Here is a 20,380-nt window from a genome sequence, read left to right as displayed (position 1 = left end):
GACAAGCCGGGCCGGGCGTCAGGATTCGACCGCGCGGTACGCCGCGACCACAGGCTCCAGCTCGTCGGGTGTGGCGCCGTGCATGATCACCGCGTCGGCGCCATAGTCGAGTTCCGCGCGCACCCGCGCGGCACACTGCGACGCCGAACCCGTCGCCGCCGGCTCCAACCACTCGTCGGGGATCAGCGTCGCGATGTGCTCGATCTGCTCCGGTGTCGCCTTGTGATCGATACCGCCCGCAACCGACTGCACCACCTCGTCGGCGCGAAAACGTTGCAGCACAGCCGCATCCCACTCATTGGTGCGGACCAGTAGGTCACCGTAACCCTGGAGATAGGTCGCCAGTCGAGCCACCGTCTTCTTCAGCCGCAGCTCCTCGGGGAGGTGATCGCCGACGGTGGCAAGGCACGACCAGACCCGCACCTGCCCAGGATCCCGGCCGGCCTGCTCGGCCGCGCTCTTGACGATGCGTACAGCTCGCTGCAGCGTCTCCGGAGTGAAGTAGGTGTGCAGGATGACGTCGTCGAACTGGCGCCCGCCCAATGCCAGCGTCTGCGGACCGAACGCGACGATCGCCAGCCGAATGTCCTCGTCGAAGTCGCCGTCGAGGTAGAGCACCGGGTACCGGCCGATCGGCCCGTCGTGGCCGACGATGACCCCGCCGCGCCACAGTGTGCGCATCACCTCCGCGAAGTCCTCCATCTGCGCGGTGGTCACCGCGGGCACTCCGAAACCCTGATAGATGGCCGCGATTCCGCGCCCGATGCCGAGGGTGAATCTGCCTCCGGAGAGACGGTGCATCGTCGTGGCCCACGAACCGGTGATCAGCGGGTGGCGGGTGTTGTGGTTGGTCGCCGCCGTCGCAATCTGCATGCGGTCGGTCACGGCCAGCGCCGCCCCGGTCAACGAGGAAGCCTCCTTGACGTTCCACCGTTCGGAGATGAACGCGGTGCCGAATCCGAGCGCCTCCCCATGGCGAGCCTCTTCGAGCAGGCTCGCCGGACCGTCACCACCCGCGCCGGCCAACAGGTAGTACCCCAGCTCGTCGAGCACCCGGTCCATGCGACGACCATACAACTTCGGCACATGTGTTCATTCGAGCGACGGCGGAGTCTAGAGTCCAGACCATGTCAGAGCCGACACACTTCACCGTCCCCGGTGCCTTGGACACCATCGCCACAGTCATCGGCGACCGCGAGTTCATCGTCGCGGGCGATCGACGTTTCACCTACGCGCACACCGTCGAACGGTCGAATCGGCTGGCCAGCTACCTCCACAGCCAAGGCCTGGGTTGCCACACCGAGCGGTCGGCGCTGGCCGGCCATGAGGTCGGACAGGACCTGCTCGGCATCTACGCCCACAACGGACCCGAGTACGTCGAGGGCATGCTCGGCGCCTGGCGGGCCCGGGTGGCGCCGTTCAACGTGAACTACCGCTACGTCCGGAGCGAACTGCAGTACCTGCTCGCGGACGCGGGCGCCACGGCGATGCTTTATCACGCCGCGTTCGCGCCGCGCCTGGCCGAGGTCCTCCCCGACCTCCCCTCAGTGCGGGTGCTGATCCAGATCGCCGACGACTCCGGCAATGAATTACTCCCCGGCGCAGTCGATTACGAGTCGATCGTGGCCGACGGTCCGGCCGATGCCCCGCCGGTCGAGCCGTCACCGGACGACCTCTACGTGCTCTACACCGGCGGCACCACCGGTATGCCCAAGGGTGTGCTGTGGCGATCGCACGACATCTTCATGGCGTCGTTCGGCGGTCGCAGCCTCTACACCGGCGAGACCGCTAGAAGCTACGAGGACCTGGCCACGCGGTGCGCAGAGTCACCAGGCACCAAGTTGCTGGTGCTGCCGCCGCTGATGCACGGGGCCGCCCAGTGGGCCGTGATGACCTCGATGACGATGGGTCAGACCGTGGTGTTCTCCGCGATCACCGATCACCTCGACGTCGACGATGTCGTGCGCACGATCGAACGGGAAAAGGTGCTGACCGTCACCGTGGTCGGCGATGCGATGGCACGTCCGCTTGCCGACGCGTTCGAGCGCACCGACGCCGACCTGTCCTCGCTGGCCGTGGTGGCCAGCGGTGGAGCCCGGCTGACGCCGACCGCCAAGCAGCGCCTGATCGACACCAAACCGAACCTGATGGTGGTCGACAGCGTGGGCTCCTCGGAGACCGGAGCCCAGATGACCCACATGTCGGCGCCGGGCGCGGTGTCGACGGGCACCTTCACCGCCGGACCCGACACTTTTGTCACCGCAGAAGATCTCGGCTCCATCCTCAAGCCGGGACACGACGGCCTCGGATGGCTGGCGCAGCGCGGCTACGTCCCTCTCGGCTACAAAGGCGATGCAGCCAAGACGGCGGCCACCTTCCCGGTCATCGACGGCGTCCGCTACTCCGTTCCGGGCGATCGTGCTCGTCACCTCGCCGACGGCGTGATCGAACTGCTCGGCCGCGATTCGGTGACCATCAACTCCGGCGGAGAGAAGATCTTCGCCGAGGAGGTGGAGACCGCCGTGGCGTCGCACCCAGCCGTGGCCGACGTCGTCGTCGCGAGTAGACCCAGCGACCGGTGGGGGCAGGAGGTGGTCGCCGTCGTCGCGCTCGCCGACGGCGTCGAGGCCACGGCGCAGGAGCTGATCGACCACGCGGGAACCGTGCTCGCGCGCTACAAGTTGCCCAAAGCCGTGGTGTTCCGGCCCATCATCGAGCGCAGCCCCGCCGGCAAAGCCGACTACCGCTGGGCGCGCGACCAGGCGAGCGCCGAATCCTGAGCTATTACACCACGATTCGGCCCACACAGCAGCGGTGCGCCGCCTGATTCAGGCGACGCACCGCTGGTGTGACGAGATCAGGCGACGTCGCAGGCCGAGCCGTCGAGCAGGCACAGATCCTGGTCGGCGCCGAGCAGTCCACCGGACTGCGCACCCGCGAAGCTCAACAGGTTGTTCTGCGCGCTGTCCTTACCGTAGGGCGTGTAGAAGTCGTAGTCCGCCAAGCCCTTCGACGCGTTGTAGATGTTGAACAGCGGGATCGCCCCGAAGATGGTGCGCAGCTCATACCGCGTCTTGTCACCGTCCGGGTCGGGCATGGAGTAGTACCCCTCACCGAACGGGGAGTTGCCCATGTACTTCATGTTGAAGATCGAGCCGACCGGCGGGACCTCGCCCTTGTCGGTGCCGACCCCGTTGACGGAGCTGTTGACGTCGGTGACCAGGATCGCCTTCGAGTACCCGCGGGAGAGGTCCCACTGAGTGCTGACGTCGGCGTCGACGCTGCCGATCTTGACGCCCTTGGAGTCGAACACGTCGAACTGCTGGTAGCCCTGGACGATGACCTCGCGCGGGGGCAGGCCGTTGACCCCGGTGTAGGTGATGTCCGACGTCGGCTTGAAGGTGTAGTCACCGACGGTGTACGAGTCGCGGGTGGGCTCGTCGGAGGCGTTGAAGCTCAGCGGCAGTTCGTCGACGACCTGGCCCTTACGGGTCTGCGAGATCAGCAGCGTCTTGACGATGTCGTTGCCCTCCTGGGGCAGGGAGTAGTAGAGCGCGTACTCCGACGCGTCCTTCCAGTAGATGATGTTGTAGACCGATCCGACCGGCGGGATCATCCCGTCTTCGACGCCGGATGGGCCGTCGACGGAGGTCACGATGATCGCCTGGCTGGTGGTGCCCCAGAAGTCCGATGTCACGGTGGTCACGCCGTCGAAGGTGCCGATGAGCGTGTTGGTCTCATCGTCGTAGATCCCGAACTTCTGCGTGCCCTGGATCGCGTTGAACAGCGGCTCGTATCCGACGAACCCGGTGTACTCCAGCGTGTCATCCTGGACCGGCTTGATGTGGTACCCATTGGTCAGGTAGATCGGCCGGTTGATGCCCTCGTAGTCGGTGAGGAAATCGGCCGCGCTGTAGTTGCGCCGGAATGGGTCCCCGTTGAGCGGCAGCGACCCGAATCGCGTGACGTACCTGTAGGACACCACATCCGTGCCCTCTTGGGCGAGCGCGGAGTACACCTGTCCGGCGCGACCGTTGGTGATGACGGCGAAGATCGAACCGTCCGGCGGAATGTCCTTGTTGTCGACACCCTGCTGGTAGCCCTCGGCGACGTTCGTGACGTCGAGGACGACGATCTGCAGCGAGCGGTTACCCGCACCGATGTCGTTGTTCATCGCGACGAGACCCTTGATGGTGGCCACCGTGTCGCCGGTCTCGGGATCGATGAGATCGAAGTCCTGCTTGCCCTGGAGCACGCCCGGGAACGCCGGAACCATCGTGTACTTGCCGTAGAACGAGGTGATCGTGGGCTCGCCCACCGGACGGACCTCGAGGCCGTTCCACACCATCGTCGGATCGCTCGGCTGCGCCTGCGAGTCGAGTTCGCGGCGTGACGCCGCGGCAACGAGCCACGCGAACGGCGAGTTCGCATTCGGCGCCGCGGGTGCGTTGCCGCTGAACACGTCGAGGAAGCGCTTGAACAGCGTCACGAGCGGGCCCTGCGACACGGTCGTGGTCGAGGCCTCTTCGGTGTCTGTCGCGACCTCGGTGGTCGTCTTCGCCGACGCGGTCGACACGTTGACCAGCGTCTTGGGAGTCGTGGCTGCTTCGGGGGCATCGACGGTGATCGTCGACAGCAGACCCTTCAGACCCTTGGGCGTCTTCGTCGTCTTCGTCGGAGCCGCTTCGTCGGTGACGGTGGGAGTGACACTCTCGGTGTCGTCTCCGGTCGATGCGCCGGCCTCGGCAGGCTTCCAGGACCAGCGCGGCTTCTTCGGGGGCGCCTTCACCGTGTCGGTGTCGTCGCCGGGCGTCTCGGTCGCGTCGTCAGAGGGCACCTGCGGAGTGTCGGACGGCTGGTCCGTCTCGGTTCCCGGCTTGGGCTTGTGACCGCTGAACAGTTCTTTCCAGACGTTCTTGCGGTCCTTCTTGTCCGGGGCCTTGTCGGCGTCTTTGTCGCCGTCAGTTCCGGTGTCCTTGACGTCCTTGGCGTCCTTGGTGTCCTGGCCGCCGGCGCCCGTCTCTTTGCTCGACCCTTTGCCAGCGCCCAGGGCGCCACCGGGAGTCTGGCTGCCCGTATCCGATGTCGAACCCGCATCGGTGGAGTCCGCGTAGGCCACCCCTTGGCCCGCGAAGACCGCGGCGCCTACACCCAGGGCGACCGCCAGGCCTCCGATACGACCGACGTAACAACCAGCGTTCATTGCTCTCCCCAGGACTACAAGCGACTTGTGACCGAAACTATACAATTCAGGACCGTTCGCACAGCCCGTTTCCAGAGTTAACCAGAAAACTTTCACTATTTTGCTGACCGGCGGGTGACCGCCGTCTTACCTACCGCCGTTCAGCCGACCTTTCGAGGCAGGTCGAAGGTGTCGTACACGAAGGACAGGTCGTTCTGAATCCGCTCCGCGCTCAGCCCGAAGCGGTCGGGGGCGTGCTGGTGCTTGCTCTTGTACGACCGCTGCTTCTCGGCCTGCGCACGCACCTCGGCCAGGAATGACGCGGTGGGCTCGATTTCGGCGAACTCACAGATGCGCTCGATCGTCGGCTCCAGGTTCTGGATCAGATCGGGATAGCGCACCACACACAGGTTCTTCTCCGGGATCTGGCCCGAGGTGTAGGCGTCGTGGAACACCTTCAGCATTGCGCAGGATGCCTGGTAGAGGTTCTCTACCCAGCGCTGCTGGTCCTCGGCGGATGTGCGATTGAACGCGTCGTAGCCGTTCTCCAGCACACTCGCGATCAGCGACATACCCGATGGGATGACCTCGACCGGATCGCGCACGATGTAGACGAGCTTGGCATCCGGATAGCGTTCGAGCACCTCGTCGAGGCGGAATGTCAGCATGCTCGTCTTGGCGAGGATGCGACGATCCTTCTTGTAGAAGAGGTTCCTTCGCCAGAGCTCTTCGTAGTAACCGAAGAATTGCTCCCGCTCCCGAGGAGCCGCGCCGTCGATGCCGAAGCAGCGCCGCGACAGGTCGCTCCCCCAGGTGTCCTGCCAGGCCAGGAAGTACGCCCAGGCGAACGGGCCGTCGAGGGTGTGGAAGAACCACGCCGGGTCGTCGGTCTCGATGCCGCGCAAGCTGGTGTCGTGCACATCCGACGGGTGATAGCGCGCCGGCGAGAGCCGATCCAGCTTGGGCACGATCCGACCGAGCAGTTTGCGCGCGGTGATCGCCGGAAACAGCATCTCCCATAGCTCGAACGCCGACAGGCCGCCGTTACTCAGCAGAAAGCGGTGCAGGAAGGTGGTGCCGCTGCGCGGGTTGCCGATGATGAAGATCGGGCGATCGATCGGCTCGTCTTTGTAGCGCGGGAACACGAGGCGGTCCAGGCCCATGGTGGCCGCGGACACGCCTCCTCGCACCTGCAGGATCAGAAAGGTACCGAGTGGCCGCAGCCACAACCCGAAGGTCTTGTTGATGACTCGGTAGACCCGCAGGTACCGGTCCATTCAGCCCTCCCACACGGCGGCGGCACCCACGATGGTGAATCCCGCTGCGGCACTTGCCATCACGATCTTGTCACCGGGCTCGACCGTGCCGTGCTTGAGCCGGTACTCGAGCGCCAGCGCCCACGCGGTGCTCGCGGTGTTGCCGAACAGCGAATGTGTGTGCACACAGGCCTGCGGGCGGGCGCCGAGCTCGGTGAAGACCCGCTCGAGCACCGCCTCGCTGGGCTGGTGCAAGGCATAGTGGTCGATCTCTTCCGAGGACCAGCCGAGCTCTGCGAGCATCTCGCGAATCGCGGGTGGTACGTGGACCGAGAGCGCGAACAGCTCCTTGGACTTCGACGTGAAGTGCCCGTCGACCGGCGTCTTGCACAGTCCGTAGTGCTCACACAGCGTCTTGTGGAAGATGCCCTCCAGCCGAGCACTGCCGCCGGCCAGCGGCTCGCGCGACACCAGCAGCGCAGCAGCGGCGTTGCCCAGGGTCAGCCCGGCGGCGAACACCGCAACGTCCTGCAGACCCCGCATGTCGTAGGTGATGCGGTCGCGAGTCAGCTCACCGGCGCAGATCAGGGCGGTCTTCATCTCCGGATGTAGCGCGAAATATCCGGCGACCGTGTGCATGGCCTCGATCAGGCCGGCGCACGCGCAGGTGACGTCGGTGGCATGCAGTGGACGTGCGCCGAGCCGACCGGCGACCTCCGCGGCCGTCGCCGGCTCGAAGTTATCGCGGGCGATACCGCCGTAGACCACCAGATCCAGATCGGTGGCCGCCACGCGGTTCTGCTCCAGACAGGCCAGCGCCGCCTGCGTTGCAAACTCTCCCGGCGACAGAGTCGTGCTCTGATCCAGGTAGCGGGTCTTGGTGTTGCAGCGGTCGAAGACGTAGCGAATGGTTTGCTCGACTCCGTCCCACTCCGCGGCCGGACCTGTGAACTCGCCGCGAACGAGCGCGAGAACCTCGTCGTTGTCCATTGCTGTTTCGGGCAGCACTGTGGCAGGCCGCGAGAAGTAAAGAGTTGGAAGCGTCATGAGCCGATCCCCCTGTTCAGTAGTGGCGCGATCATTGCGGTGAGCTGGTCATAACCTATGAGCCACGGGGCGGCTCCGCAATTGCAGCACACGAAACATAGCGTCTTGTCACTGCGCATTGGAAGTTACCCTGCCCTTCGACACCTGTCAGCGGATTGGGCAAGCCTGAGAATTTGGCACGACCTTCTACCAGGCCGCTCATAGATTGTCCCCCGACGCGGCCCTCTATATTGACAGTTCCGTAATATTTCTACCTGGCCGAAGGTTAGCTGATGATCTGCTGTGGAGGGCACGAATCATCACCAGTGTTTTCCTGCTGCTCATGCGCTCGCTACCGGCCAGCAACATAGTCGGCTGCGCGTCATAGCCTGATCGCATGCGCTGGGTCGTCGACGGGATGAACGTGATCGGCGCCAGGCCCGACGGCTGGTGGCGCGACCGGCACGCAGCGATGATCGCGCTGGTGCACGCACTCGAGCGGTGGGCCGGCACCGAGGGCACCGACGTGACCGTGGTTTTCGAACAGCCGCCGCGGCCGCCGATCGAGTCCTCGGTGATCACGGTCGCGCACGCGCCGTGCCCAGCACCCGACTCGGCTGACGCAGAGATCGTCAGGCTGGTCCAGGCCGACGAGCGCCCGGACGACATCGTCGTCGTCACCTCTGACCGCGCCTTGACCGAGCGGGTCCGGTCCGCCGGCGCCATCGTGGCGTCGCCCGCACGGCTGCGCGCCCTGATGGCGAACCAGTGAGCTAGCGGCGATCAGTCGATGACTCCGCGGCGGGTCAGGTGGTCGATCAACGGCGAGGCCCCGGCCGTGAGGTGCTCGGCCATGGCCGCGCGGGCCTGCGCTTGATCGCGTGCCGCGAGGGCGGCCAGCACGCGCCGATGGTGCCGGTTCGAGTTCTGCGGCCAGCCGTCCACTGCGGGAAACACGGCCTCGGGCGCGTACCGGGTGATCTGAGACATCAGCTGCGCGAGTTTCGGAGAGTGCGCGGCGACGTTGATCGCGCGGTGGAACTCGTGGTTCAGCCGGACCGCCCGCTCCCCGTCACCGGCGGCGTACGCCGCCTCGAGGCCGGCCTGGACCGCCGACAGGTCCGCCAGCTCGGCGTCGGTGATCGCAGCAGCCGCGCGCGCAGCCAGCTCCCCTCCGATGAAGGCCTGCACCTCGGCGACGTCGGTGATGTCGCGCTCGGTGACCGGCCGGATGACGAAGCCACGTCGCGGCTGCTGGTCCAGCAGGCCTTCGGCCTTCAGCTCGAAGAGTGCCTCACGCACCGGGGTCACACTGATGCCGAGTTCGGCGGCGAGCTGTTCGAGTCGCACGTAGCTCCCCGCCGTGTAGGTGCCGTCGAAGATCCTGCGCCGGACCACCGCCGCCACATCCTCGGCCAGCTGTGGCCTGCTCGCGAAATCGGGGGTGCTCATTGCCGGTCACACCCGGTAGTCGGCGAGCAGCCGCTTGCTGATGATGTTCTTCTGGATCTCGCTGGTGCCCTCCCCGATCAGGAGGAACGGCGCGTCACGCATGAGTCTTTCGATCTCGTACTCGCTCGAGTAGCCGTAGCCGCCGTGGATGCGGAAGCTCTGCTGAGTGACCTCGGCGCAGGCTTCGCTCGCGAAGTACTTCGCCATACCTGCCGCGACGTCGTTACGGTCGCCGGAATCCTTGAGGCGTGCCGCGTTGACCATCATCAGATGGGCCGCTTCGACTTTTGTGGCCATCTCGGCCAGCGCGAAAGCGATGGCCTGATGTTCGGCGATCGGCTTGCCGAAGGTGCTGCGCTGCTGTGCGTAGCGCACCGCGAGTTCGAACGCCCGGACGCCGACCCCACAGGCCCGGGCCGAGACGTTGACACGACCGATTTCGACCCCGTCCATCATCTGGAAGAAGCCCTGTCCTGGTGCTTCCCCGAGGATGTCGGCGGCTTGGGCACGGTAGCCGTCGAAGATCAGTTCCGTGGTGTCGATGCCCTTGTAACCGAGCTTGTGGAGCTTGCCGGGAATGATGAGGCCCGGCACCACTTCGCCGAAGCCCGTGGGCTTTTCGACGAGGAAGGCGGTCAGGTTGCGATGGGGGCGGTCCGCCCCCTCCTCCGTGCGCACCAGCGCGGCCACCAATGTCGAGCTGGCCCCATTGGTCAACCACATCTTCTGGCCGTGGATCGTGTAGGTGCCGTCGCCGTTGTCGACAGCCCTGGTCCGGATTGCCGCCACGTCGGAGCCGAGCTCGGGCTCCGACATCGAGAATGCACCCCGAGTCTCACCGGTTGCCATGCGCGGCAGGAAGTTTCGTTTCTGCGCGTCGGTGCCGTGCTGCCGGATCATGTAGGCGACGATGAAGTGGGTGTTGATCACTCCGGACACACTCATCCAGCCACGGGCCAGCTCCTCGACGCACAGCGCATAGGTCAGCAGCGACTCGCCGAGCCCGCCGTACTCCTCTGGGATCATCAGCCCGAACAATCCCAGGTCTTTCATGCCGTCGACGATCGCCTGCGGATAGGTGTCGGAGTGCTCGAGTTCCTGGGCGGCCGGAATGACCTCCCTGTCGACGAATGCCCGCACGGTCGAGACGATCTCGGTCTGGAGCTCGGTCAGTCCGAGGGTTTGAGCCAGTCTGGTCATCGCGTTGCCCTTTCACAGACGGACGTCCTTTCGAAGACGGCGGCCAACCCCTGCCCGCCGCCGATGCACATGGTGACCAATCCGTACCGGCCGCCTCGTCGGTGCAACTCACGAGCCAGTGTCGCGAGCATCCGCCCACCGGTGGCCCCGACCGGGTGCCCCAGGGAGATGCCCGACCCGTGCACGTTGGTGCGGTCGAAATCTTCTGCTCTGAAACCCCATTCGCGCGTACAGGCGAGCGCCTGGGCCGCGAACGCCTCGTTCAGCTCGATGAGGTCGACATCGGACAGTCTCAGGCCTGCTCTGGCGAGCGCCTGCCGGGTCGCCGGCACGGGGCCGATACCCATCACCTCGGGACCCACACCGGCGACCGCCCACGACACGAGCGTGACCAGCGGCGTCAGTCCGAGTTCTTCTGCTTTCTCTGCGGTGGTGACCAGGCACATCGACGCCGCGTCGTTCTGGCCGCTCGAGTTACCGGCTGTCACAGTGGCTTCCGGATCGGAGGCCGCGAGGATGGGCCGGAGTGCGGCGAGCTTGTCCAGCGAGGTGTCGGCACGGGGGTGCTCGTCGGTGTCGATCACGTCTTCACCACCGCGAGAGCTGACGGTCACTCCGATGATGGTTTCGGCGAGCAGGCCCTGCGCGCGAGCTGCGACGGCGCGCTGATGTGAGCGCACCGCGAGCTCGTCTTGTTCCTGACGCCCGATCCCGTAGCGACGGCGGAGGTTCTCCGCGGTCTCGAGCATGCCGCCGGGCACGGGATGGTACTTGCCGCCCGCCGTGGTCCTGCCCCGTGCGAGCGCGTCGTGCACCGTGATGCCGCCGCGGACTCCGCCCCACCGCATGTCGGTCGAGTGGAACACCGCGTTGCTCATCGACTCTGCCCCGCCGGCGATCACGACGTCGTGGTCGCCCGCGGCGACATGCTGGCAGGCCTGGATCACCGCTTGCAGTCCAGACCCACAGCGTCGGTCGACCTGCATGCCGGGCACTGTCACCGGGAGGCCGGCGTCGAGGGCGATGACGCGGCCGATGGCCGGCGCCTCCATCGAGGGGTAGCAGTGCCCGACGATGACGTCCTCAACACTCTCAGGACCCACACCGGTGCGAGCGAGCAGGCCCTGCAGCGCTGCGACGCCGAGGTCGACGGCCGTCAGCGACGCGAACATGCCGCCGTAGCGCCCGATCGGAGTACGTACCGGCTCGCAGATGACCGCCGCACGGGTCACAGGTGACGTCCGCCGGTGACCTCGAGGACTGTTCCCGTCATGTACGAGGAGAGGTCGCTGGCCAAGAAGAGCGCGACGCCCGCCACTTCGTCCGGTTCCCCGGCGCGGCCCATCGGCACCTCGGCCACCTTGGAGTCCCAAATGTGTTGCGGCATGGCCTCCGTCATCGCCGACCGGATCAGTCCGGGTTGGATCGCGTTCACCCGCACCCCGAGATAGGCGAGCTCCTTGGCTGCCGCCTTGGTCATCCCGACGATGCCGGCCTTGGCGGCCGAGTAGTTGGTCTGGCCGATCATGCCGACCTTGCCCGAGATCGACGACATGTTCACGATCGCGCCGCGCTTGTTCTCCCGCATCAGCGCCGAGGCTGCGCGCAGACCGTTCCACGTGCCCTTGAGGTGCACGGCGATCACCTGATCGAACTGCTCCTCGGTCATCTTGCGCATGGTCGCGTCGCGGGTGATACCCGCGTTGTTGACCATCACGTGCAGACCGCCGAAGTGCTCGACCGCCGCTGCGACCAACGCGTCGACCTGCTCGGCGCTGGTGACGTCGCACTGCACCGCGCGGGCGACGTCGGCACCCCCGAGCCCCTCGGCCGCGGCCTGCGTTGCCTCGAGGTTCACGTCGCCGAGCACCACCTGCGCTCCCTCGTCGACGAATCGCCGGGCGATCGCCAGGCCCAATCCCTGCGCTCCGCCGGTGACCACCGCGACCCGCTCACTCAGTAACCCCATGTGCCCATCCTCACGTCGTCTGACTTCGAGGCGATATCGTATTTCATATACGAAATTGTGGACACGACCCGAGGAGACCGATGACCAGCGCCGAGGTTAGTGACGAGGACTTCCGCGAGATCCTCGCGCAGACGCGCCACTTCGTCAGGACCGTCGTCGTCCCCCGCGAACAGGAGATCCTGACCGAGGACCGGGTTCCCGACGACCTCCGCGAGCAGGTCAAGAAGATGGGATTGTTCGGATACGCGATCCCCCAGGACTGGGGCGGGCTCGGCCTGAACCTCGCTCAGGACGTCGAGCTCGCCATGGAGCTCGGATACACCTCGCTCGCACTTCGGTCGATGTTCGGCACCAACAACGGCATCGCCGGACAGGTGCTCGTCGGCTACGGCACCGACGAACAGAAGTCCACCTGGTTGGCGCCCATCGCGTCGGGAGACGTGGTCGCGTCGTTCGCGCTGACCGAACCCGGCGCGGGGTCCAACCCGGCGGGCCTGCGCACCAAGGCAACTCGTGACGGCGACGGCTGGGTCATCAACGGCGCCAAGCAGTACATCACCAATGCCCCGACCGCGGATCTGTTCATCACGTTCGCACGCACCCGGCCCGCCGACGCGCAGGGCGCCGGCATCGCGGTGTTCCTCGTTCCCGCCGACGCCCCGGGGGTGACGGTCGGCGCGAAGGACAAGAAGATGGGCCAGGAGGGTGCCTGGACCGCCGATGTGTCCTTCACCGACGTACGGGTCGGCAGCAGCGCGCTCATCGGGGGCGCCGAGGACATCGGCTACCGGGCCGCGCTCGCATCTCTGGCTCGAGGCCGGGTACACATCGCGGCGCTGGCGGTCGGCACCGCTGCGCGAGCCCTGGACGAATCTGTCGCCTACGCCGCGACAGCGACTCAGGGCGGTACACCGATCGGCGAATTCCAGCTCGTGCAGGCGATGCTCGCCGATCAGTACACCGGGGTGATGGCCGGCCGGGCCATGGTGCGCGACGCCGCCCGACAGTGGCTGAGCGGCGAAGACCGCCGGCTGGCTCCCTCGGCAGTCAAACTGTTCTGCACCGAGATGGTGGGGCGCGTGGCCGACCTCGCCGTCCAGATCCACGGCGGCGCCGGCTACATGCGCGACGTGCCGGTGGAACGGATCTACCGCGACGTGCGCTTGCTCCGGCTCTACGAGGGCACCAGCGAGATCCAGCGACTCATCGTCGGCGGCGGGCTGGTCAGAGCGGCGTCTGCGGCCGCCCGCTGATCAGCCGACGAAACGCACGATCGACTCGGCGATCGCCGCGGGCTTGTCAGATCCGTCGATCTCGACGGTGACCGCGAGTGTGGCCTGCACGGCGCTGTCGAGTCGGCTCACCGTCGAGATCTGTGCGCGTGCGCGTAGCCGCGCACCCACGCGCACCGGGGTGATGAATCGGACCTTGTTGTAGCCGTAGTTGATCGCCATCGCCACGTTGTCGACGGTGTAGAGCTGGTGGGTGAAGTGCGGCAGCAGTGACAGGGTCAGCAACCCGTGTGCGATCGTCCCGCCGAAGGGCCCGCCGGCTGCCCGCTCAGGATCGACGTGAATCCACTGGTGGTCATCGGTGGCATCGGCGAACAGATTCACGCGGTCCTGCGTGATCTCGAGCCAGCCGGTGGGCCCGAGCTGCGAACCCTCCGCGTCGACGAACTCGGCCAGATCCTTGAACTTCTTCACCTGCGTCTCCTTTGACTGACAGCCCTGATGCCGGTTCCCCACAGTGCCATAGCGGGGTGGTGCGATAGGTCGCCGGACCGGTCCCCGGAAATCGTGTCAGCGAGTGCCGGAATATCTGCAGCCTGTTCCGCCGAGGAAATTGCTGTGTCTTCTCATTTCGTTTTCTGGATGAGTAATGTGAGATAACAGGAATGGGCGATTACGTCGCGCGGATTTCTGTCGCGAGAGTCAATAACATTTGCGGCACCGCCGCGTCGTTATCGCGATTTGCGAGTTTGGCAAACACCGCCGGGCCGCTGATTTATGGCCAAATCCGCTCGTCACAGCACCCGCCGGGCAGAGGTGCCACACGGACACGGCTTCCACGCAACGCCCACGCCCTGCGTCGGCACCGGATGGCGAGCCGCGTTGCCGCCCCCGGGTCAGCAGCCGCGAAACAGGGTCGTTACTGGACGGTAACCGCGCTGACGGTGCCGTCAGCGCGGCGATGTGCAGTGCGAATCCATCCCCGAGATTGCAAAAAGAGCAAAGGAGACAGGGGTGCCAGGCGACGCCCCTTGCGATCGAAACCACCTGGGATCGATTCTTCGCCACCGCAACGACATGGCCGCCTGAGCTGGGCCGACTCCGATCCCGGCAATTGCCATGAACACGGGTGTCGTGATCGTGACCTGATCGTGACCTTTACCGGATTCAGATTAAGTGGGTGACTTCTTCCGGCTAGCTGGAATTTGACTGTGGATGGGCGAGATACTTGAGAATGAACGTGTTTTTCCGCGTTCCGCGCAGCACCCGCCCCCACCATTGCGCCGCCGGACGAATGGATCGAAATGACCCGACCCGACTTTGCCTTTGCTGACCTCGATGTCGACCGGCTGGGCGCCAGTCCGCGATATTGGGACCCGGTCACTGAATGCACCGTCGTCTATGCGCGGCCCTCGACGGAACCCGAGTTGTGGTCCGATTTCGTGGCCGGAGCGTCACACAGCTACCAACAACACGGCATCGGTGCTGCGATCGACACACGCGCCTTACACCGCGGAGACGACACGGCACTATTCGCCGCATGCGTCAATCAGGCCGGTCGAGTTGTGGGTGGACTGCGCGCAAAGGGGCCCTATAGGTCGATAGCCGAATGCCATGCGATCGAGGAATGGGCGGGGCAAGAAGGCGAGGATGCGGTCCGAAAAATGGTTGCTGACCGTCTGCCGTTCGGGGTGGCGGAAATGAAGACCGCCTGGGTCGCCGACGATCCCGAGTTGAGCCGCCGACTCACCACGAGCATCGCTCGCACCCCCCTGCACGCCATGGACCTGCTGGGCATCCAGTTCGTCGTCGCGACCGCAGCGTCCTACGTGCTGAAAAGGTGGCTGACCTCGGGCGGAGTACTGGCTGCGAAGATCCCGCCGACGCCCTATCCCGACGTGCGGTACCAGACCAGGATCGCCTGGTGGGATCGCCTCACGTTCGCCAACCACGCGCAGCCCCGCCAGCTCGCCGCATTCCTGGCCGACAAGCGGGCCATGACGCCGGGGGCAGACTTCGCCGAGGACGCGGCGCTCGCGGGCGCGGCGCGGCGGCTGGGATGAGCGCGGGTGGGATGGATGATGCCGCCGATCAGCCCTGTGCCGCATCGGTGCTCGACCCGGACGACCCGCAGGATGCGGAGCGGTGGGCGGCATTGCGCGACGACCCCCGCGTCGAAGTGGTCGACACGATCTCTGCACAGCGTGCGGAGCTGGCCGCGGTGCGCCCTGCGGTATCGGCCGATATCGCCGACGAGCCCGACCGCTGGGCGTACTACCCCTGGCGGCGCGTGCTCGCCCGTGTCCTGGGCCCCCACGGGTACCGCCGACTGCGATTGGATCGCAATCGCAATCTGATCTCCGCCGACGAGATGGAGACACTGGGTCGGCTGCGGATCGGCGTGGTGGGGCTCAGTGTCGGGCATGCGATCGCCCACACCCTGGCCACCCAGGGGTTGTGCGGTGAACTCCGGCTCGCCGACTTCGACGCCATCGACGTGTCGAATCTGAATCGGGTGCCCGCCACCCTTCTCGACGTCGGGGTGAACAAGGCGGTGGTGTGTGCGCGGCGGCTCGCCGAACTCGACCCCTACCTCCCCGTCGTCGTGCAGCACGACGGGTTGACGCCCGACACCGTCGACGCATTCCTCGACGGGCTCGATGTTCTGGTGGAGGAATGCGATTCGTTGGACGCCAAGGTTCTCGTCCGGGCCGCGGCACGGGCTCGCGGCATCCCGGTGCTGATGGCCACGAGCAGCGGCGGATTGCTGGACGTCGAACGCTTCGACACCGAACGCGACCGACCGCTACTGCACGGGATGCTGGGCGACCTCGCCGAGATGGATTCCGCTGCGTTGGCCGGCCTCAGCACCAAGGAGAAAGTGCCGCGGGTTCTCCGCATCATCGATGCCTCCGGTCTGCCGTCACGGATGGCGGCGTCGCTGCTCGAGGTCGGCGCCACTCTCACGACATGGCCGCAGCTGTCTTCAGAGGTGGCCGTCGGCGCCGCGTCGGTGGCCGAGGCGGTCCGGCGTATCGGGCTGGGCGAACCGCTGGCCTCCGGCCGGGTCAAGGTGGACGTGCCTGCACTGCTCGACCACATGCGCGAACCCCGCCGCGGGCTCGATGCCGCGGGGTCGGGCGAACGCCCGGAGGGCGAGACCCCGATAGCGCCGGTCGGGGAGACCATCGACGTGGTCGCCGCAGCGGCGCAGCGGGCGCCGTCGGGCGGCAATACCCAACCGTGGATCATCGAGAAGCGGATCGAGCCACCGGATCGCAGCCTGGCCATCCATCTCGATCCGGACCTCACCTCGGCTATGGACGTCGGATTCCGCGGAAGCGCGGTGGCCGTCGGCGCGGCCACGTTCAATGCGCGGGTTGCCGCCGCAGCCCGGGGATTCGGGGCGCGCGTCGACTTCCTTCTCGGCGACGAGCGTTTCCCACTGAGCGCTGTCGTGTACCTCGGCGGCACCGAACCCGACGGCGCGCTGGCCCAGCTCTATCCCGCGATGATGCGAAGGGAGACCAATCGTCGGCAGGGCACGCGCATCGAGCTCGATGATGCGCTCGTCTCCGAGCTGAGAGCAGCGGCCGACCTCGAAGGTGCGCGGTTGTGCCTGCTGACCGATCCGTCCGACCTCGAACGCGCCGCCGCGATCCTGGCCGTTGCAGACCGGATCCGTTACCTGACACCACATTTGCACGCACAGATGATCGACGAGTTGCGGTGGCCCGGGCATCCCTCGCCGGACACCGGGATCGAGGTGCGCAGCCTCGATCTCGACGACGCCGACCTGGTCCTGCTCGACATCCTGCGTCGCGGCGACGTCATGGCGCATCTGGCGGCATGGGACGGGGGCACCGCGCTCGGCGATGACAGCCGGACGAAGGTGTCGGCGGCCGCAGGTGTGGCGATCATCACCGTGTCGGGCCACACGCTCATCGACTACGCCCGCGCCGGAGCTGCGGTGGAGTCGGTGTGGATATGCGCCCAGCAGCATGGATTAGCCGTGCAACCGGTGTCGCCGGCTTTTCTGTACGCCGCCGACAGCGAAGACTTTGCCGCGCTGTCGCCGCGCTTCGCCGATACGTTGGCTGACCTGCAATACACTTTCCGGACGTTGGTATCCGCGAATCCCGCTGAGTCACTGGCGTTGGTGCTGAGGCTGTCCCGAGCGCCGAGACCGTCGGTCGTCAGCCGGCGTCGCGGCCGGGAAGACAACTCGTCACCGAACTGACGCGGATACGGAGAGGGTCGCTTGCCCGAGAGCCTGGACCTGGTGGTGACATCGGTCGCGACGCAACTCATGGGTGCCACGTCCGCGACGGTGAAAGATCTCTGCCAGAACGTGCTCGCCGACCTGGTGGCGTTTTTCGGCGTCGACGTCAGCTTCCTCCGACGTAACGATCACACGATCCGGGCGTCGGTGCTGGTGGCCGAGTGGCCGGTGCGGCCGGGCATCCCTGACCCGGATCCACTCGCCGTCGTGTACTTCACAGACGCCGATCCCGTCTTCGCGATGGCCGAGCACCAGAAGGAGCCGGTGGTCTTCCGGCCCGAGCCGGCCACCGACGACTACCAGCGCACCATCAACGAGGGCCGACAGGTGGCGGCGACCTCGATGGCGTGCGTGCCGCTGCTCTCCGGCGAGGTGACGTCCGGGGTGCTGGGTTTCGTGAAGTTCGGGGACCGCGACTGGACCGAGGCCGAACTCAACGCGCTCAAGGCGATCGCCTCCCTGCTGGCGCAGGTCCAGGCGCGCGTCGACGCCGAAGAACAGCTGCGCTATCTCGCGGATCACGACGATCTCACCGGCCTCTACAACCGGCGCGCGCTACTCAGCCATCTGGACGCGCGTCTGACTGACGGCCAACCCGGGCCGGTGTCGGCTCTTTTCTTCGATCTCGACCGGCTCAAGGCGATCAACGACTATCTGGGCCACACGGCGGGCGACTGGTTCATCAGGGTGCTCGCCGAACGGCTCCGCCGCAGCTCCGACGGCCCCACTCTGATCGCGCGGCTCGGCGGTGACGAGTTCGTGGTGGTGCCTGCCACCCCGATGGACGCCGCGGCGGCAGAGGCGCTCGCGCTGCGGTTGCAGACAGCTCTGCGGGAGCGGGTGTCCATCGACGGGGAGATGCTGACGCGCACCGTGAGCATCGGGGTGGCGTTGGGGATGCCCGGCCGTGACAGCACCTCGGATCTCCTGCGCCGGGCCGACCAGGCTGTGCTGACAGCGAAGAACTCCGGCGGCAACCAGGTGGCGGTGTTCACCGATGACATGTCCATGGAGAACGAGTTCCGCAACGACATCGAGCTGCATCTGCAGACCGTGGTCGAGAGCGGTGCCCTCCTGCTGCACTACCTGCCCGAGGTCGACATGCGGACCGGCGACATCGTCGCCATGGAGGCGTTGGTGCGCTGGCAGCACCCCACGCGCGGCCTGCTGACCCCGGACTCGTTCATCGGCGTCGCCGAGTCGATCAACATGGCCGGCGAGCTGGGCCGGTGGGTCCTGCGCACTGCGTGCGCCGAGTTCGCTGCCTGGCGATCCCGCGGCCACGGAACCGAATCCGTGATGCGGATCAACGTGTCCCCCGTCCAGCTCGTCACCGAGGGCTTCGTGGAGAGCGTCAAGGGTGCGATGGCGGACAACGGCCTGCCGCCGGGTTCGGTGTGCCTGGAGATCACCGAGACGGTGGTGGTCCAGGACATCGAGACGACGCGCATCACGCTCGCCGGCCTGAAAGAGGCCGGCGTCCAGGTCGCCATTGACGATTTCGGCACCGGTTACAGTGCGCTGTCACAGTTGAAGTCACTGCCGGTGGACACCCTCAAGATCGACCGCAGCTTTGTGACCGAATTAGGTTCTGACCCAGGCGATCTGGCGATCGTGCGAGCCATCATCGCGCTGGCCGAGGCGTTCGGTCTCGAGTTGGTCGCCGAGGGGGTGGAAACCAAGGCCGCCGCGCTGACACTGCTGCGCCACGGGTGCCACCGCGCTCAGGGTTTCCTGCTGTCCCGGCCCATCGCTGCCGGACCGATGGAGTCACTGCTGTCCCAGGGTCGCATCGACGTCGACTTCTGAGCGACGTGGCGCCCGGTCTAGTTGCCGGTGAGGAGTTCGACCCGGCCGAACCGACTGGCCGACCTGCCGACCAGCGCGACCTTCCCGGGACGATTCGGCGCCTGCAGCGCGAGACCCGGCGGCCCGCAGAGCAGCACACCGTGCCGCGCGCGGACCGCCAGCGGGCCGTCCGCGGTGGCGAAGACCACCCCGGCCACCGTGGAGTCGTCGAACACCAGCCGGTCGATGGCCTCGACCGGCTCGGCCACGAGGCGGTGCTCCCGCGCCTGCGCGGTCAACCACGCGTCCAGCCCCCCGGGCTCGCCGAGTGCGCTCGCCGGAACGTCGGAGGTGCTCACATCCACGATGTCACCGTCGGCGGACACCACTTGCGACGACGGCCAGTCGGTGACGCGGGTGTAGAGGTAGCCCAACGGCGAGGCCAGACATTCCCCTGTCCAGCGCCGAAGCCGGCCACCATCGAACGGCGGCACCATGCGCTTCTTGCGACCAGCAGGCGCGGTCTCCACCGGCTTCACCGCGCGGGCGGGGAAAACATCGGGGTCGTCGGGCAGGTTCTTGACGTCGATGTCGTCGATGAGGGCAGAGGCGTAGGCCGTGGTGGCGGCATCACCGCGAAGCGTGTCGAACCAGGTTCGCGTGTGGCGCGGCTGTGCGGCCACCATCACGTCACCGCCTTCTGCAGATGCGGCGAGGGCACACAGTAGCCCCGCAGGGCCGACGTCGGTACACACGACGTCGACTTCGTCGTGCCACACCACATCGGGATACACCGTTATCCGCCTCTGATTTGCCGAATGTGTCAGCCAGTTCGCATAGTCCTGTCAGCGGGATCGCGACAAGAATATCCGGGCGTTGCTGAAATGTGCCATCACCGGACGTGGCAACACAATAAACCTACCACCGGCCACGAGAGGGCCGGTGCCACCGATACCCGGGTGGTGTTCCACCTAACTAACTAGGTTTACTCTC

Annotated in this window: 16 protein-coding genes; 6 read left to right on the top strand and 10 right to left on the bottom strand. The window is 66.5% G+C overall.

Features of this window, described 5'->3' with window-relative positions; translation table 11 throughout:
* Window positions 1-18: 18 nt before the first annotated feature.
* Entirely contained in the window at window positions 19-1,062 is a 1,044-nt protein-coding gene (locus tag ACZY1G_RS20430; RefSeq protein WP_463823476.1) for a TIGR03857 family LLM class F420-dependent oxidoreductase, read from the bottom strand.
* A gap of 65 nt (window positions 1,063-1,127) precedes the next feature.
* Between ACZY1G_RS20430 and ACZY1G_RS20425 the strand changes: the two genes are divergently transcribed.
* Entirely contained in the window at window positions 1,128-2,780 is a 1,653-nt protein-coding gene (locus ACZY1G_RS20425; RefSeq protein WP_463823475.1) for an acyl-CoA synthetase, read from the top strand.
* A gap of 77 nt (window positions 2,781-2,857) precedes the next feature.
* On the opposite strand, the gene ACZY1G_RS20420 is transcribed toward ACZY1G_RS20425, so the two are convergent.
* The 3 genes from ACZY1G_RS20420 to ACZY1G_RS20410 form a co-directional block, all read right to left on the bottom strand.
* A complete protein-coding gene (locus tag ACZY1G_RS20420) occupies window positions 2,858-5,203 on the bottom strand; it encodes a hypothetical protein (protein ID WP_463823474.1) in 2,346 nt (781 codons plus the stop codon).
* Window positions 5,204-5,343: 140 nt separating this feature from the next.
* Window positions 5,344-6,459 carry a sulfotransferase family protein gene (locus ACZY1G_RS20415; protein WP_463823472.1) on the bottom strand — a complete coding sequence of 372 codons (1,116 nt, stop codon included), beginning with the start codon at window positions 6,457-6,459 and terminating at the stop codon, window positions 5,344-5,346.
* The gene (locus ACZY1G_RS20410) at window positions 6,460-7,485 is read right to left on the bottom strand and encodes a 3-oxoacyl-ACP synthase III family protein (RefSeq protein WP_463817049.1); all 1,026 of its coding nucleotides are present in this window, start codon (window positions 7,483-7,485) and stop codon (window positions 6,460-6,462) included. It lies immediately after the preceding gene.
* A 376-nt stretch (window positions 7,486-7,861) separates the two neighbouring features.
* On the opposite strand from ACZY1G_RS20410, the gene ACZY1G_RS20405 reads away from it, so the two are divergent.
* The gene (locus ACZY1G_RS20405; RefSeq protein ID WP_463817050.1) at window positions 7,862-8,236 is read left to right on the top strand and encodes an NYN domain-containing protein; all 375 of its coding nucleotides are present in this window, start codon (window positions 7,862-7,864) and stop codon (window positions 8,234-8,236) included.
* 11 nt (window positions 8,237-8,247) lie between these two features.
* Here the strand turns inward: ACZY1G_RS20405 and ACZY1G_RS20400 are convergent, their stop codons facing one another.
* From ACZY1G_RS20400 to fabG, 4 genes are read right to left on the bottom strand one after another with little or no spacing between them, the layout of a single operon-like run.
* Window positions 8,248-8,916, bottom strand: coding sequence for a GntR family transcriptional regulator (locus ACZY1G_RS20400; RefSeq protein ID WP_463817051.1), 669 nt, complete (start codon window positions 8,914-8,916; stop codon window positions 8,248-8,250).
* Window positions 8,917-8,922: 6 nt separating this feature from the next.
* Entirely contained in the window at window positions 8,923-10,116 is a 1,194-nt protein-coding gene (locus ACZY1G_RS20395; protein WP_463817052.1) for an acyl-CoA dehydrogenase family protein, read from the bottom strand.
* Window positions 10,113-11,348 carry an acetyl-CoA C-acetyltransferase gene (locus ACZY1G_RS20390; RefSeq protein WP_463823471.1) on the bottom strand — a complete coding sequence of 412 codons (1,236 nt, stop codon included), beginning with the start codon at window positions 11,346-11,348 and terminating at the stop codon, window positions 10,113-10,115. The genes ACZY1G_RS20395 and ACZY1G_RS20390 overlap by 4 nt, the downstream gene beginning before the upstream one ends.
* Window positions 11,345-12,085, bottom strand: coding sequence for a 3-oxoacyl-ACP reductase FabG (gene fabG / locus ACZY1G_RS20385; RefSeq protein ID WP_463817054.1), 741 nt, complete (start codon window positions 12,083-12,085; stop codon window positions 11,345-11,347). The genes ACZY1G_RS20390 and fabG overlap by 4 nt, the downstream gene beginning before the upstream one ends.
* 80 nt (window positions 12,086-12,165) lie before the next feature.
* Here fabG and ACZY1G_RS20380 point away from each other — a divergent pair, with 80 nt between their 5' ends.
* Entirely contained in the window at window positions 12,166-13,338 is a 1,173-nt protein-coding gene (locus ACZY1G_RS20380; RefSeq protein WP_463817056.1) for an acyl-CoA dehydrogenase family protein, read from the top strand.
* On the opposite strand, the gene ACZY1G_RS20375 is transcribed toward ACZY1G_RS20380, so the two are convergent.
* Window positions 13,339-13,791, bottom strand: coding sequence for a MaoC family dehydratase (locus ACZY1G_RS20375; protein ID WP_463817057.1), 453 nt, complete (start codon window positions 13,789-13,791; stop codon window positions 13,339-13,341).
* A 1,226-nt stretch (window positions 13,792-15,017) separates the two neighbouring features.
* Here ACZY1G_RS20375 and ACZY1G_RS20370 point away from each other — a divergent pair.
* From ACZY1G_RS20370 to ACZY1G_RS20360, 3 genes are all read left to right on the top strand, one after another.
* Window positions 15,018-15,380, top strand: a complete 363-nt coding sequence (locus ACZY1G_RS20370) for a hypothetical protein (RefSeq protein WP_463817058.1) — start codon at window positions 15,018-15,020, stop codon at window positions 15,378-15,380.
* 11 nt (window positions 15,381-15,391) lie between these two features.
* The gene (locus ACZY1G_RS20365) at window positions 15,392-17,557 is read left to right on the top strand and encodes an Rv1355c family protein (protein WP_463823469.1); all 2,166 of its coding nucleotides are present in this window, start codon (window positions 15,392-15,394) and stop codon (window positions 17,555-17,557) included.
* A gap of 69 nt (window positions 17,558-17,626) precedes the next feature.
* Window positions 17,627-19,408 (top strand): putative bifunctional diguanylate cyclase/phosphodiesterase, encoded by a 1,782-nt coding sequence (locus ACZY1G_RS20360; RefSeq protein WP_463817215.1) that lies wholly within the window; start codon window positions 17,627-17,629, stop codon window positions 19,406-19,408.
* A gap of 17 nt (window positions 19,409-19,425) precedes the next feature.
* Here ACZY1G_RS20360 and ACZY1G_RS20355 read toward each other — a convergent pair whose 3' ends face one another.
* Window positions 19,426-20,166, bottom strand: coding sequence for a hypothetical protein (locus ACZY1G_RS20355; RefSeq protein ID WP_463823468.1), 741 nt, complete (start codon window positions 20,164-20,166; stop codon window positions 19,426-19,428).
* Between the last annotated feature and the right edge of the window lie 214 nt (window positions 20,167-20,380).

The organism is Mycobacterium sp. IDUB_5 (assembly GCF_055419565.1).
Note: the sequence above shows the minus strand (reverse complement) of the source record. Positions and strands in the feature narration are given on the sequence as shown.